Annotated in this window: 11 protein-coding genes and 1 tRNA gene; 6 read left to right on the top strand and 6 right to left on the bottom strand. The window is 62.6% G+C overall.

The annotated features are described in order from the left end of the window. Window positions 1-47 precede the first annotated feature (47 nt). Window positions 48-1,169, top strand: a complete 1,122-nt coding sequence (locus VR863_RS06680) for a DUF3500 domain-containing protein (RefSeq protein WP_324827690.1) — start codon at window positions 48-50, stop codon at window positions 1,167-1,169. A gap of 41 nt (window positions 1,170-1,210) precedes the next feature. Here VR863_RS06680 and VR863_RS06675 read toward each other — a convergent pair whose 3' ends face one another. The 5 genes from VR863_RS06675 to yghU form a co-directional block, all read right to left on the bottom strand. After that, on the bottom strand, window positions 1,211-2,890 hold the full coding sequence (locus tag VR863_RS06675) for an acyl-CoA dehydrogenase family protein (RefSeq protein WP_324827689.1): 1,680 nt from the start codon (window positions 2,888-2,890) through the stop codon (window positions 1,211-1,213). Then, entirely contained in the window at window positions 2,883-3,668 is a 786-nt protein-coding gene (locus VR863_RS06670; RefSeq protein WP_324827688.1) for an enoyl-CoA hydratase-related protein, read from the bottom strand. The genes VR863_RS06675 and VR863_RS06670 overlap by 8 nt, the downstream gene beginning before the upstream one ends. Window positions 3,669-3,745: 77 nt before the next feature. After that, on the bottom strand, window positions 3,746-5,251 hold the full coding sequence (locus tag VR863_RS06665; protein ID WP_324827687.1) for an acetyl-CoA acetyltransferase: 1,506 nt from the start codon (window positions 5,249-5,251) through the stop codon (window positions 3,746-3,748). An 81-nt stretch (window positions 5,252-5,332) separates the two neighbouring features. After that, a tRNA-Gln gene (locus VR863_RS06660) sits at window positions 5,333-5,407 on the bottom strand. 61 nt (window positions 5,408-5,468) lie between these two features. Further along, complete coding sequence (gene yghU / locus VR863_RS06655; RefSeq protein WP_324827686.1) at window positions 5,469-6,320, bottom strand: glutathione-dependent disulfide-bond oxidoreductase; 852 nt, start codon at window positions 6,318-6,320, stop codon at window positions 5,469-5,471. A 96-nt stretch (window positions 6,321-6,416) separates the two neighbouring features. Between yghU and VR863_RS06650 the strand changes: the two genes are divergently transcribed. The 5 genes from VR863_RS06650 (at window position 6,417) to VR863_RS06630 (ending at window position 13,307) form a co-directional block, all read left to right on the top strand. Beyond that, entirely contained in the window at window positions 6,417-7,418 is a 1,002-nt protein-coding gene (locus VR863_RS06650; RefSeq protein WP_324827685.1) for a DNA topoisomerase IB, read from the top strand. 137 nt (window positions 7,419-7,555) lie between these two features. After that, window positions 7,556-8,569: a sensor histidine kinase gene (locus tag VR863_RS06645; RefSeq protein WP_324827684.1), complete on the top strand. Its 1,014-nt coding sequence runs from the start codon at window positions 7,556-7,558 to the stop codon at window positions 8,567-8,569. 28 nt (window positions 8,570-8,597) lie between these two features. Further along, window positions 8,598-10,925 carry an NAD(+) synthase gene (locus VR863_RS06640; RefSeq protein ID WP_434784973.1) on the top strand — a complete coding sequence of 776 codons (2,328 nt, stop codon included), beginning with the start codon at window positions 8,598-8,600 and terminating at the stop codon, window positions 10,923-10,925. 144 nt (window positions 10,926-11,069) lie between these two features. Then, window positions 11,070-12,371, top strand: coding sequence for an MFS transporter (locus tag VR863_RS06635; RefSeq protein WP_324827683.1), 1,302 nt, complete (start codon window positions 11,070-11,072; stop codon window positions 12,369-12,371). Between the two features lie 48 nt (window positions 12,372-12,419). Next, window positions 12,420-13,307 (top strand): DMT family transporter, encoded by an 888-nt coding sequence (locus VR863_RS06630; RefSeq protein ID WP_324827682.1) that lies wholly within the window; start codon window positions 12,420-12,422, stop codon window positions 13,305-13,307. Between the two features lie 39 nt (window positions 13,308-13,346). On the opposite strand, the gene VR863_RS06625 is transcribed toward VR863_RS06630, so the two are convergent. Then, window positions 13,347-14,423 carry a branched-chain amino acid aminotransferase gene (locus VR863_RS06625; protein WP_324827681.1) on the bottom strand — a complete coding sequence of 359 codons (1,077 nt, stop codon included), beginning with the start codon at window positions 14,421-14,423 and terminating at the stop codon, window positions 13,347-13,349. Window positions 14,424-14,481 lie beyond the last annotated feature (58 nt).

Here is a 14,481-nt window from a genome sequence, read left to right as displayed (position 1 = left end):
GGCCTACACCTTCGTTCGGGGCGCGTGATTTGTGTGGGGGGGATGCGATGAGAAGTCACCTTTTGTTTGCTTTGGCAGGCGCGGCTCTGGTTCCCGGTGGGGCGATGGCCGCCGCCGAAGATGGTCACGCCATAACGCTCGAGGAATCGCGCGTCGCGGCAATGCGCCAGGCAACCGAGGCCTTCCTCGACACCCTCGACGACAGCCAGCGCGCGCAAGCCGTGACCGGATTGGACGACGAATCGGCGCGCACCAGCTGGTCCAACCTGCCGGTGAATTTCGCCCCCCGCACGGGCGCGGCGGTAGCGGGTATGACAACCGATCAGCGCAAGGCGCTGCACGCCCTGATGGCGGCCGCGCTGTCGAGCCAGGGATATCTGAAATCGACCACCATCATCTGGCACGAGGATGTTCTTCACGAACTCGTCTCACAATCGATGGCCGAGCTTGAGGACAGCGATCCCCGCAGGGCGCAGGCGGCAACAATGCTGCCCGCCTACGATTCAGAGCTGTTCTACGTGAAAATCTACGGCGATCTTGCCGGTGCCGATTGGGGGTGGACGGTCACGGGCCATCACTACGCCGCCAATTTCACGGTCTCGGAAGGGCGCATCGCGTTCGTCCCGCTGTTCCTGGGGGCCAATCCGCAAATCGTACCGGATGGGCGCTATGCCGGCTGGCGGATTTTGCAGCACGAAGCGGACCGTGCGTTCGCCTTGATGGCATCCCTCGATACCGATCAGATCGCCAAGGCTGTCATCGCACCAACCGTTGATGACGAAGCGTTCGTCGGCAAGGGCCAGCAGGCGCGCCTTGCAGATGCCAAGGGGATCGAGGCGTCCCAACTGGATGACAGGCAACGCATCTATCTGACCGGCCTGATCGACGAATACCTCGGCAACGCTTCCGACGAAGCCGCCGCGCGCCAGCGGTCGGCGATCGTGGCGGACGGAATGGATTCGCTTCATTTTGCCTGGTGGGGCCCGGTCGGCGAACCGGGCGCGCGTTACATGTTCCGCGTGCAAGGACCGTCGATCCTGATCGATTACGTGCGCGAACAATCGGGTGGCGGGGGATACAACCACGTCCATTCAATTGTGCGCGATCCCACCAACGATTACGGCAGCGACTGGTTGGGCCGGCATTACGAAGAGGCCCATCAGGACTGAAGCCGCGCCGCGGTGCTTATGTAGTCCGCGTGGGCCGGTGATCAGGCCGCGGGGCTGTTCGCGCGCGACGCGGCAAGGCCGCGGCCGATCACATGGGCCTGGATTTCGCCAGCGCCTTCGAAAATGTTCAGAATGCGGGCATCGCACAGCACGCGGCTGATCTCGTATTCCAAGGCGTAGCCGTTGCCGCCATGGATTTGCAGGGCGTTGTCGGCGTTGGCCCAGGCCACCCGCGCACCGAGCAGCTTCGCCATGCCGGCTTCGATATCGCAGCGTTCGCCCTTGTCCTTGTGGCGTGCTGCCGAATAGGTCAGTTCGCGCGCCATGACGAGTTCGGCGACCATCATAGCCAGCTTGTCGGACACGCGGGGAAAGGCCAGCAGGTTCTTGCCGAATTGCTTGCGTTCCAGCGCGTAGGACAGGCCAAGGTCGAACGCGTTCCATGCCACCCCGATCGCCCTTGCGGCGGTCTGGATACGCGCCCCTTCGAAGGTCCGCATCAACTGCTTGAAACCTTGTCCTTCGGCCCCGCCAAGCAGGCCATCTTCGGCCACGGTAAAATCGTCGAAACCGAGCGTGTATTCCTTCATGCCGCGGTAACCGAGCACTTCGATCTCTCCGCCAGCAATGCCGGGATCGGGGAAGGGGGCTTCATCGGTGCCGCGGGTCTTTTCGGCAAGCAGCATCGACAGGCCGCCATAACCCGGCGTGTCCGGATCTGTCCGGCACAGCACGGTCATGAGATCGGCCCGGGCGGCATGGGTGATCCATGTCTTCGCGCCGTTGATGCGCCATGTCCCGTCCGCCGCCGGGCTTGCACGCGTGCGGACAGACGCAAGGTCCGATCCGGTGTCCGGTTCGGTGAAGACCGCGGTCGGCAGGATCGACCCGTCGGCGAGCAGGGGCAGGAATTTCGCCTTCTGTTCGTCCGTCCCGTTCTCCCCGATCAATTCGCCGGCGATTTCGGACCGGGTGCCAAGCGAACCGGCGCAGATCCACCCGCGCGAAAGCTCTTCGGAGACAAGGCACATCGCCAGTTTACCGAGGCCGAGGCCGCCATATTCTTCCGCGATGCAGACGCCGAACACGCCGAGATCGGCCATCTCCTCGACCACTTCGATCGGGATGAGATCGTCCGCGAGATGCCATTCATGCGCCTTGGGGGCGATGCGATCGCGGGTGAAGGCGCGAAACTGGTCGCGGATCAGGTCCAGCGTTTCGTCGCCAAACCCTTCGTAGGGGCGGTTTCCTTGCGCCAGAATTTCGGCGAATTTCGCCCGGGTTTCTGGCGTGCTGCCGCTTGCAAGAAAACGCGCCACGGCGCCTTTCGAGGCAAAATCGTGCGCTTCGAAAGCCAGCCCGAAATCGGACGGTCGCGCCACCTCGCTCTGGCTCATTGGAACGCCGCCGGCGATCTGGGCGCAGTATTCCCCGAAGCCCACTCGCAAGGCCAGTTCGTCGACTTCGCCATAGGAACCGGCGGCATGGGCACGCGAAGCCCATTGGGCCACCGCGCCCAGGGCTTCGGCCGTGGTCGCTATCCACGCAAACCCATGCACCAGCCGCTGTTCGCGTTCGGCCAGCGCGGCGTCGACCTTGCCGCCGGGGGCGATGATTCCGGCAACCTTGGCATGCACTGCATCGGTGTAATCGCGCGCAGCCGCCGCGGCATCATGGGCAAGGGCGATCCAGTCTGCCGCGGTTTCGGCGGCGTCAGGCACCCTTGAATTGGGCCTTGCGCTTTTGAAGGAACGCCATCCCGCCTTCCATTGCATCCTGCGATCCGCCCGCCTTTCGCTGAGCGGTCGCTTCTGCGGCCAGGGTGGACCCGAAATCCGCCTGGAGCCCATCGCGCATCGTCTGCTTCATCAGGCCGAGGGCAACCGTCGGTCCTGCGGCCAACCGAGCGGCCAGCGCTTCTGCCTCGGCCGTCAGGGCATCGTCTTCGACGCACTTGTAGATCAAGCCGATCCGTTCGGCCTCTTCGGCGTGGATCTTCTCGCCGAGCATCATCATGCGGGTCGCCTGCGCCATGCCGACAAGGCGTGGGAGCAGCCAGCTTGACCCGCCATCGGGAACGAGGCCGATATTGACGAAGGCCTGGAGGAAATAGCCGCTCTTGCCGGCGATCACGAAATCCGCCGCAAGCGCGATCGAACAGCCGACCCCGGCTGCCGGGCCCTGAACGGCGCTGATCACCGGCACCGGCAGGTTTGCCAGGGCCATGACCATCGGGTTGTAGTGGCGCGAAAGCGCATCGAACGCGCCGTCGCCGCCGCCCACGGAACGATCGCCGCGCGCGGCGAGATCGGCGCCCGAGCAGAACGCCCGTCCGGTGCCGGTAATGAGCAGCGCGCGCGCATCGCCAAGATCACGCGTCGCTTCGAAAATCTCGTCCGCCATGTTCGGCGGGCAGGCGTTGAGCCGTTCGGGCCGGTTGAGGGTAATTTTCGCAACAGCGCCGTCTCTCTCGACGATGATCGTTTCGAATGTGCTCACGTCTGTATTCTCCCTCGTCCTGATGTTCTTGAACTGTCTTGCTCAATTCGGTTCGTCAATGCAACCGAGCTTGGCGTTCACGCGAAGTGCCAGTGGGCAAGACCGTCCGGCAAACGGCTGATCGTTCCAGCGCGGCCCACGGGTTCCGTCTCTCCCGAAGTAAGCGCACAGATCATATCCGGGTCGGACACGTCCACTGCGCTCAGCGTCCGGGAGCCGTCGGGCGTCTTCGCCACGACTACGCCTGCGCGCGGTGCGCCGTTGCGGTCATAGAATACGGTGTAGGTTTCCACGGTTGCAGGCCCCGAATAGTCTTCATCGAGCGCGGGAACCGGACCCCTGCGTGCATCCGCTTGCGCCTGGAAGTCGAAGTCCTGCGGGAACTGCGCGTGCGTGGGGTGTCCCGAAAGCAGGATCGTGTGGTTGTGGGTCGCGTATCCGCCATTGGCGAACAACAACCCTTTTTCCCCCGTGCCGCGCAGTTTTTCGACCATCGCGACCACCGCGTGGCTCATGTAATTGCCGATGGGGCCGCCACCGAACGTCAGGCCGCCGAAGACGGTCGAAGGCTTGTCCAGCGGCCAGTCCAGCACCCGCCGCGCCATCTTCGGGACGCAGGGGAAGCAGCTGTACAGTTCGACATGATCGAGATCGCCGGTTTCGATGCCATTGAGCGCCATGGCCTGTTCGATCGATGTGGCCAGGCTGGGCGACGCATCGTAGCGATCGCGCACAAGGAAATTTCCGTTTTCATGCGCTGCCGCGCCATAGCCGATGAACACCAGGCGGCTTTCATCAATCCCTCGCCTGCGCGCTTCGGCAAGGCTCGTGACGATGAACCCCGCGCCTTGATTCACCGATGAATTGGCGACCTGAAGCTTGGTGTAGGGAAACGCGATCGGGCGGTTGTTGTCCGATGGCGTGGTGACGTCTTCGGCGCTCACCGGCTTGCGTATCCACGCGCCCGGGTATTGCGCGGCGACCTGGCTCATTGCGGCCCATATCGCGCCGCTTTCGGCCTGCCCTTGCGCCAATGTCTGGCCATAGGCCGCGCGGCCGGCGTTTTCGTAAAGCGGGTACACGTCGGTCGGGATGACGAGGCCGTAGGCCTGCGCGTACCCTTTGCGGACGCGGTGTGTGGCATCGCGCAGGGCGTTGGGTTTTTCATCGGTATCGCGGGGCTTCATGGCGGCAAGCTGGCCTGCGGTTCGCAGCGCCTCGCCGCCGGTTATCGCGCAAATCGACGCTTCGCCGCGCCCGATACGATTGGCCGCTTCATGCAGGAGCAAGATCGGGCTGTCGCCATTCGGCATCGCTGTTTGCATACGGTGGGCCGGATCGATTCCCAGCGCTTCGGCAACGGCACCATCGACGGGGTTGAGCTGGGGCCAGGCAAGCTGGGCCACCACCGCCAGGGAATCGCAATCGGCCAGCAGGCCGCCGCCCGCGTCATCGTCTGCGCGCCGCAGCGCCTCGGCCATCAGTGCCACGGGATCGAGGCCATCGCCGGGTTGTTCGGGGCGGTCGTTTATCTGCCCCACACCAACGATTACGGGGGTGCGTTCGGGGTCCGTGTGCGCCATGCGAGTACTCTCTCCACTTGCTCGTCGGAATTGAACGTAGCGGGAAGGTTGCAACCTGCAACCGGAAGATGAGGGAGAGAGTGGCTGGGGTGGCAGGATTCGAACCTGCGCATGCCGGTACCAAAAACCGGTGCCTTACCGCTTGGCTACACCCCAGCAGGCGCGTGTGCGCCGGGCCGCCCCTATAACGTGCCCGGAGCGGATGTGAAGGGGTGCGTTACAGCTTCTTGCCTTCGAAATCGGCAGCCGAATGGCGCTCGAGCAATTGTTCGTCTTCTTCTCCCCAGGCCTTGTTGACGATCCGCCCGCGGCGCACCGCAGGACGCGCCGAAATCTGCTTCACCCAGCGCTCGACATTCTCGTACTCGTGGATGGAGAGGAACTTGCGCGCTTCGCCGTAGATTCCGCCGAATACGAAGGGGGCCATCCACGGATAGGCGGCCATGTCGGCGACAGTATATTCCCCGCCACCCAGGTATTCGGCCTGCGCCAGGCGCTGGTCGGCGACATCGAACAGGCGCTTGGTTTCCATTGCGTACCGGTTGATCGGGTATTCGTACTTTTCCGGCGCATAGGCATAGAAATGGCCGAACCCGCCACCGATGAAAGGCGCGCTGCCGATCTGCCAGAACAGCCAGCTCAACACTTCGGCGCGGGTGTGATCCGTGGGCAGGAAGGCGCCGAACTTTTCTGCCAGGTGCATCAGGATCGCGCCGCTTTCGAACACGCGAACCGGCTGCGCGCCGCTGCAGTCCAGAAGCGCCGGTATCTTGGAATTGGGGTTCACGTCGACAAAGCCGCTGGTGAATTGCGTGCCGTCCGAAATGTTCACGGTCCAGGCATCGTATTCGGCTTCGGAAAAACCGGCTTCCAGCAGTTCTTCCAGCATGATCGTCGCCTTCACGCCGTTTGGCGTCGCCAGCGAATAGAGTTGCAGGGCGTGTTCGCCCACAGGCAAATCCTTCTCCTCCCGCGCTCCGGCAGTCGGCCGGTTGATCGCCGCAAAGCGTCCGCCGTTCTCGGCGTCGTTGGTCCAGACTTCGGGCGGGGTGTAGGTGGGATCGGCCAAGTTCGCTCTCCTGTTGGTTGCAACGGGCTAGGTGGGTGCGGGTCTTTTCGCAAGCAAGCGGAACCCGGCCCGCCTGCCGCGAGTATTCGATACGCCATGACAAAGCTCATCTATGTCGACATCGATCTTCCCGGCATCACCCGAAAGGGTGCAGGCAAGGGATGGGCCTATTACGATCCGCTCGGTAACCTGATTACCGATCGGTCCGAAAAGGAACGGCTGAACGCTGTCGCGCTGCCGCCCGCCTATGTCGATGCGTGGTTCTGTCCCGCCGCCAACGGCCACATCCTGGCAACCGGGATCGACGCAAAGGGGCGCAAACAATACCGCTATCACCCCGATTTTCGCACCATGCGCGAAAGCGAGAAGTTCGACAGCTGCCTGGCGTTCGGCAGCCTCTTGCCGCTGGTCCGCAAGCGTGTCGAAAGCGACCTTTCCGGGCGCAAGATGACCTGGGATCGCGCCGTGGCCAGCGTCGTGCGTCTGCTCGATCTGGGCGCGGTGCGTGTCGGCAACGAAGGTTACGCGCAGCGCAACAAGAGTTTCGGTGCAACCACCCTTCGCCGCCGCCACGCCGAAGTCACCGGCAAGACGCTGAAGCTGCGATACAAGGGCAAGTCGGGCCAGATGCGCGAAGTCACGCTGTCGGACGGAAGCCTCGCCCGGATGGTGCGCCAGATGCAGGATCTGCCGGGGCAGAACGTCTTCAAATATGTCGACGATGCTGGCGACGTTCAGGCCGTCGGGTCGACAGACGTGAACGAATATCTGGAAGAGACGATGGGGCACCGCTTCACCGCCAAGAACTTCAGAACCTGGCACGCAAGCGTGATGGCCTTTGAATGCCTGCGAACCGGCGATGGGGCGATTCCGATGAAGACCCTGCTCGATTGCGTGGCCAGCAAGCTCGGAAACACCCCGGCTGTCACCCGCAAAAGCTACATCCACCCTGCGGTGATAGGCCTGGTCGACAGTCAGGAAGGATGGCGCACCGCGCTGGAATTACCGCGCGCAACCAAGTGGTTGACGCGCGACGAACGGGGCCTGATCGCGATGCTGGAATCGGCACCGTCCGCCACCGAACTGCTTGCCGCCTGATCTTTCGGCTGTTTCGCACGACAATATTCGACTCTTGGTTCGCGGTAGCGTATCGCGGTATCGCCGATATCGCGGGAAGCGTCGGCGTTTCGGCGGCAGGTCGCCGCCGAACCTAATCCCCGCGGGAAAGGCGTGTCATGCAGAGACTCGCTCAATTCGATGTCAGCCGCCAGTTCCTTTCGCGCCGGGGCAAGCTTGCTTCGCAGCTGATCTTCGGCTTGCTGTGTGCCGTTGCGATGATCGGCCTCAGGGTGGTGTTCGATATCTGGGCGCCGACGTCCGGTCCCTTCGCGCTGATCTATCCGACGGTCCTCCTCGCGACCCTTTACGGACACTGGCGAGCCGGGCTGGTTGCCTTTTCTGCGACCTTCGTGTGGGCATGGTATTTCGTTTTGCCGGCCGTGGGTTCGTTCACCTTCACGAACCCGTCGGATCCGCCGCGCGTCATCCTCAACGCAGCCTGCTGTCTGATCGTCATCATATTTGCCGAGGCGTTCCGCCGCGCTGCGAACAGCACATTCGAACAGATCCGCGATGCCGCCGATAGGCGCCTGGTGCTGCTGGCCGAACTGGAACATCGCACGAAGAACAATTTTGCCTTGGTCGCAAGCCTTCTGGAAATCCAGAAACGGCGCATTTCCGACCTATCGCTGCATGGGCACCTGGACGATGCGGCGGTTCGGGTGCGAACATTCGCCGATGCCTATTCCAGCCTGTCGTTCGACGAAGCGGACGAGCGCGAGGTTGCGATGAAGCCGTACCTCGGTTTGCTGATCGACCGGATCGAACGATCGGCCGTGTCAGAGAATATCGATGTCTATCGCGAGATCGATGCTGTTTCCTTGCCCCGTGAACACGCGGTCGCGATTGGTCTTTATGTGAACGAAGCGATGGCGAATTGCGTCAAATACGCTTTTCCTGACGAACGCCGCGGCAAGATCGGCATCTTCTTCCATGTCGCGGATGGCGACTGGCGCCTGACCATCGAGGACGACGGCGTGGGCATCGATGCCGTTTCCGGATCGGGCGAGGGGCTCGGATCCAGCCTGATGGAAGCGTTTGCCCAGCAGGCCAACGCGGTCCACGCATCGGGCGGCGCGCTTCACGGGTACAGGACCGAACTGGCCAGGCAATCCGCGACGGTTGCCTAAAGTATCCTGAAGGGATACTGATGCGGCAATGCACGTTGCCGGAACCAAGATCCGCACCTTTCGCGAAGCGCATGATCCACCGTTGACGGCGGCGGAATTCGGCCGCGTTTACGGCGTGCCGGAACCGTGGCCAAGCCGAACGGTCTATGGATGGGAAGCCAAGGGCAAGATAGCCCGGGCACCTGTCCAGCGGCGGCTTTCCGACCTCGGCATATGCCAGCCCGTGGACTGGATAACGCCATCGATCACTCCTTCCACCGGACTTCAGGACAGCCACATGGCCGCAACCGATACCCACCCGTTTTATGACTTGCATACCCACGGCTTCGTGCGCGTGGCGACCAGCACGCCAAAGGTTCGCACCGCCGACGTGGCCTACAATGCCGAAGGTATCCTGGAACAGGCGCGCAAGGCGCACGATCAGAACGTGGACCTGCTGCTGTACCCCGAACTGTGCCTGTCGTCTTATGCCCTGGACGATCTGCATATCCAGACGGCGCTGCTCGACGCGGTCGAGGTGCATCTGGCCAATATCGTCGAAGCGTCGCGCGACCTTTCGCCCGTTCTCGTCATCGGCGCACCTCTGCGGCGCAACGGCCGGATCTACAACTGCGCCCTTGTGATCGCTCGCGGCAAGTTGCTGGGCGCGGTGCCGAAAAGCTTTCTGCCGAACTATCGCGAATTCTATGAAAAGCGCTGGTTTGCGAATGGCCGCGAATGCGTTGGCCTGACCATAGCGGTGAATGCCCGGGACGTGCCGTTCGGCACCGACCTGATCTTTGCCGCCGGCAATATGAAGGGGTTCATCTTCGGGATCGAAATCTGCGAGGATTTCTGGTCACCCAATCCTCCCGGTACGATGGCCGCACTTGCCGGAGCGGCCATCTTGCTGAACCTGTCTGCGTCCAACATCACCATTGGCAAGTCGGACGAGCGCCACCTGCTTTCCCGCGCAAGTTCCAGCCGCTGCGTGTGCGCCTATGCCTATTCGGCGTCAGGCCATGGCGAGAGCACGACCGATCTCGCGTGGGACGGGCAGGGCATGATCTACGAGATGGGCGACCTGATGGTGGAAAGCACGCGCTTCGATCTGCACCCGGAATTGTGCGTGACCGATATCGATACGCAGCGCATCCTTGCCGAACGTATGCGGATGGGCACGTTCAACGATGCCGCCGAAGCCGCGGGGCGGCCCGAAGACTGGTTTCGCCGCATCGAGTTCGAACACTCTCCGCCGGCTGGCGACAAGGGCTTGCAACGCCCGATCCGCCGGTTCCCTTTCGTCCCCAACCGCGCCGAAAAGCTGGACGAGGATTGTTACGAAGCGTTCAACATCCAGGTTGATGCGCTCATGCGCCGGGTGCAGGCGACCCGGGCGAAATCGCTGGTGATCGGCATTTCGGGCGGCCTCGACAGCACCCATGCCCTGCTGGTGGCCGCCAAGGCGATGGACCGCCTCGACCGTCCGCGCACCGATATACGCGGGTACACGATGCCGGGTTTTGCCACGTCCGAGGGCACGAAATCCAACGCATGGAGGCTGATGAACGCCTTTGGCATCACGGCGGAGGAAATCGACATTCGCCCGACCGCCACAACCATGCTGGAAAACATCGGACATCCTTTTGCGGATGGCCATCCAGTTTACGATACCACCTTCGAAAACGTGCAGGCGGGCCTGAGGACCGATTATCTTTTCCGGCTGGCGGGGCACCATTCCGGCTTCGTCATCGGCACGGGCGATCTTTCCGAGCTGGCGCTGGGCTGGTGCACCTATGGTGTTGGCGACCAGATGAGCCATTACGGCGTGAATTCAGGCGTTCCGAAGACCTTGATCCAGTATTTGATCGGCTGGACCACCACCACCAGCCAGTTCGATGAGGGCGTGGATGCTGTCCTTGCCGACATCCTGGCCACTGAAATCAGCCCCGAGCTGGTGCCAGCCGATGCCGATGGCCAGATTCAAAGCACGCAGTCGATCATCGGCCCATACGAACTGAACGATTTTTTCCTGCATCACATCATCCGTTGGGGTCACAAGCCCAGCCACGTGGCCTTCCTTGCCTGGCACGCCTGGAAAGACACGAAGGCCGGCCTGTGGCCCATCGGTTTCCCCGAAGACGCCAAGAACGAATACGACCTTGCGACGATTGCCCACTGGCTGGAGAACTTCGTGAAGCGGTTCTTCGCTTTCAGCCAGTTCAAGCGCAGCGCGATGCCCAACGGTCCCAAGGTGAGCGCGGGCGGGGCGCTGAGCCCGCGGGGTGACTGGCGTGCGCCCAGCGATGCGGTTGCCGACATCTGGCTTCAGGATCTGGCGACCTCGCTCCCCAAGAGCACAAGCGCCGAAGATTAAATAGCGCTGGGCGCTTAACAAACCGAACGTCGCTGTGTATTCGAAGCAATAGCGGTCGCTACCTGTCGTCCTTCGGGCGGCAATGGGGGGACCATGGCACCATCGTTTGAATCGAAGACTCTCGTTTTATCGCAGAGTCGGCGTTTGCGACTTTTTACTCTCTTCATCCTCTACGTTGGGCAGGGCATGCCGATTGGCTTGTTCTGGTTCGCAATTCCGGCCTGGATGGCGGCAAACGGCGCGTCGGTTGCCGACGTCGGATCGGTCATCGCCCTGACCGCGCTCCCGTGGAGCCTCAAATTCGTCAACGGCTTCTTCATGGACCGTTACACGTACCTTCCGATGGGGCGCCGCCGTGCCTGGCTGCTGGGATCCCAGGGCGCGATGATCGCGTGCCTTGTCACCGCGATCCTGCTCAACCCCGGCGTTACCGATGTCGCTCTTCTGGGTGGGATCGGCTTTGCGGTAAACATGGCGACGACGTTTCAGGATGTCGCGGTGGACGGCCTCGCGGTCGACATCATGGAGGAAGACGAACGGGCCAGGGGCAGCGGGATGATGTTCGGCGGGCAGGCGATCGGGATTGCCGCAGCCACCGCGCTGACAGGGGCTGTCATCGGTACGTATGGTGCCCCGGCGGCCTATGCGATCGTGGCACTTCTGATCGGCGCGCTGTGCGTTTACATTCTGTCCTTCAACGAACGCGATGGGGAACGACGCTTCCCCTGGAGCAAGGGGACATCCCATCCGCGCAACCTTGCCATCCAGGCGGAGGCATGGTGGCCGGTACTGCGAAGCACATTTGTCTCGCTTACGAAATTGCCGAGTGTCCTGTGGGTGCCCGTCCTGTTCGGCAGGGGCATATTCTACGGCGGGCTTACGGGCGCGACACCGATGATCGGATCGAATTTTCTCGGCTGGAACGAGGCGCAGATATCGGGCCTTACCGCGTCGGCCGGACTGATCGCGGGGGTTCTTTGCCTCACGCTTGGTGGATGGCTGGGTGACAAGTTCGGTGCCAAGCGGACCGCGATCGGCTGGCTGTTCGTGCAGCTGGCGGTGGTCAGCATAATGTACTTCAGCGTCGACCAATGGTCGGACGAGCGGCTGTTCATGGCATTCGTCTATGCGTGGGTTTCGCTGGATTTCCTGCTCACCGTTGCCTGTCTGCCGATCTCGATGAGGCTGTGCGATGTCAGCGTGGCGGCCACCCAGTTCACGATCTACATGGCGCTTTCCAACTTCGGCATATCCTTTGGCGCGTTCATGCTGAGCAGGGTGGAATCGTTCGGCGGGCTGCCTTCGATCTTCCTCGTTGTGGGGGCAGGTGTCGTGACGTCGATTGTCCTTCTGGTGACCGTGCGCTATCCGCGCCGGCCCGAGTATTTTGCCAGGCTGGCTGCGAAACTGCCGCATGACGAGGTGCTCAAACCCAGAGTGGATTGAAGGTGAAACGCATAACCGACTTCTGCCAGCGCCGGTCGTTCTAAAGGCATGAGTTCGCGCAGTCTTGCGATCATGATGTTCTGCAACATCGTGTGGGCGCTCAATGTCGTGATCAGCAAGATCGCGGTCGGCGATCTTGGCGCGCCGCCGCTTTTCTATGCTCTGCTGAGGTCCGCGATCGTTGCCATCGCGCTGTTGCCGTTGCTGCGTCCGGTGCCGCCGCAACTCGGCCGGGTCATGCTGGTCGGCCTTGCGATCAGCGGCGGATCGTTTTCCCTGCTGTTCATGGGTTTGCAAACGGCAAGCCCATCGGCTGCGGGGGTGATCAGCCTTTCAGGCGCGCCGATGACCGTGCTGTTCGCCATCCTGTTTCTGGGTGAGAAGGTCAGATGGCGCAGGGGGCTGGGAATCGCACTTGCGTTCGGGGGCGTGCTGTTCGCGATGATGGGTGAAAACCAGATGGAGGCAAGCGCGGGCCTTCTGCTGGTGTTCGTATCGGCAGTCATCGGCGCGCTCGGGTCGGTGTTCGTCAAGCGGCTGGAGATATCGTCCATCCAGCTTCAGGCGTGGGCCGCCGTGTCTTCGATGATCGTTCTGTTGCCGCTGAGCCTCGGCCTGGAAAGTGGCCAGGTTTCGGCGTTTGCGGCGGCGCCGCTGGAACTGGCTGCCTGCCTGTTCTTCGCTTCGATCATCGTATCGGTCGGCGCGCATACGGCGTATTTCAAATTGTTGCAGGCGCACGATGCCAACCTTCTGGTCCCACTCACGCTCATGACGCCTATCCTGACGATCGCCTTCGGGGCATGGCTGACCGGGGACGAGATCGGCCCGCGCCTTCTGATCGGTGGGGCCATCGCGCTGTGCGGGGTGGGGATCATCGTAGTCCGGCCAAGCGCCACGTTCACGCGGTGGTTCCTGGTGAAGGCGCGGTTCTGATCGGAAGGCGCAGGCGTCCTGCGCCTGTTTCTGCAGCGATCAGACCAGCCGTGTCACCCAGCCGTGCGTGTCGGCGCTGGTGCCGCGCTGAATACCGGTGAGCCGTTCGCGGATCTTGCTGGTGAGCTGGCCGGGGCCGCCGCTGCCGATAGTGAATTCCCCATCGTCGCCCGCGACCTTGCCGACCGGGGTAACCACGGCAGCTGTCCCGCAGGCCATGGTTTCGAGCAGGCGACCGCTCTGGGCATCGTCGCGCCACTGATCGATACTGTAAGGCTCCTCGCGCACATCGAGGCCTTCTTCGCGCATAATCTGGATCAGGCTGTTGCGGGTGATGCCCGGCAGGATGGTGCCCGTCAGCGGCGGCGTGATCACGCTGCCATCGTCGAAAACGAAGAACAGGTTCATTCCGCCCAGTTCTTCCACCCACTTGTGCTCAACCGCGTCGAGGAACAGCACTTGGTCGTGCCCGCGGGCAAACGCCTCGCGCGTGGGGACCAGGCTGGCGGCGTAGTTGCCGCCGCATTTCGCCGCGCCCGTTCCGCCGGGGGCAGCGCGGCTGTAGTCCGAAATCCAGATGCTGACCGCCGGTGCGCCGGATTTGAAATAACTGCCCGCAGGCCCTGCGATCACGAGGAACTTGTAATTCTTTGCCGGGCGCACGCCCAGGAAAGCCTCGGTCGCGATCATGAAGGGGCGCAGGTAAAGCGATCCCCCTTCAAGGCTGGGCACCCACGCCTTGTCGACCGCGATCAATTCGCGAATCGCCTGCAGGAAAAGGTCTTCGGGAAGGTTCGGCATGGCCAGCCGGTCCGCCGATGCGTTCAACCGGCGCGCGTTCTGTTCAGGACGAAACAGGGCGATGGCGCCGTCTTCGTGGCGATAGGCCTTGAGCCCTTCGAAAATTTCCTGCGCGTAGTGGAGCACCGCCGCAGCCGGATTGAGCGCAATCGCCTCGTGGGGGCCAACCTTGGCATCGTGCCAGCCCTTTTCCTCGGACCATTCGATCGTGACCATGTGGTCGGTGAAGTGCGTGCCGAATCCCGGATCGGCCAGAATCGCTTCGCGGGCGTCGTCGGCCATGGGCGAGGGGTGCGTGATATGCTCGAATTCCATGTTCCGGCGGGTAATGCGCGGCGCGCGCTTTCGCAAGGCAGGCAATCTTCACTGACAC

It is taken from the genome of Qipengyuania zhejiangensis (assembly GCF_035607565.1).
Taxonomy (GTDB): domain Bacteria; phylum Pseudomonadota; class Alphaproteobacteria; order Sphingomonadales; family Sphingomonadaceae; genus Qipengyuania; species Qipengyuania zhejiangensis.
The sequence above is the reverse complement of the archived record's forward strand: the minus strand, read 5'-3'. Positions and strand labels throughout refer to the sequence as shown.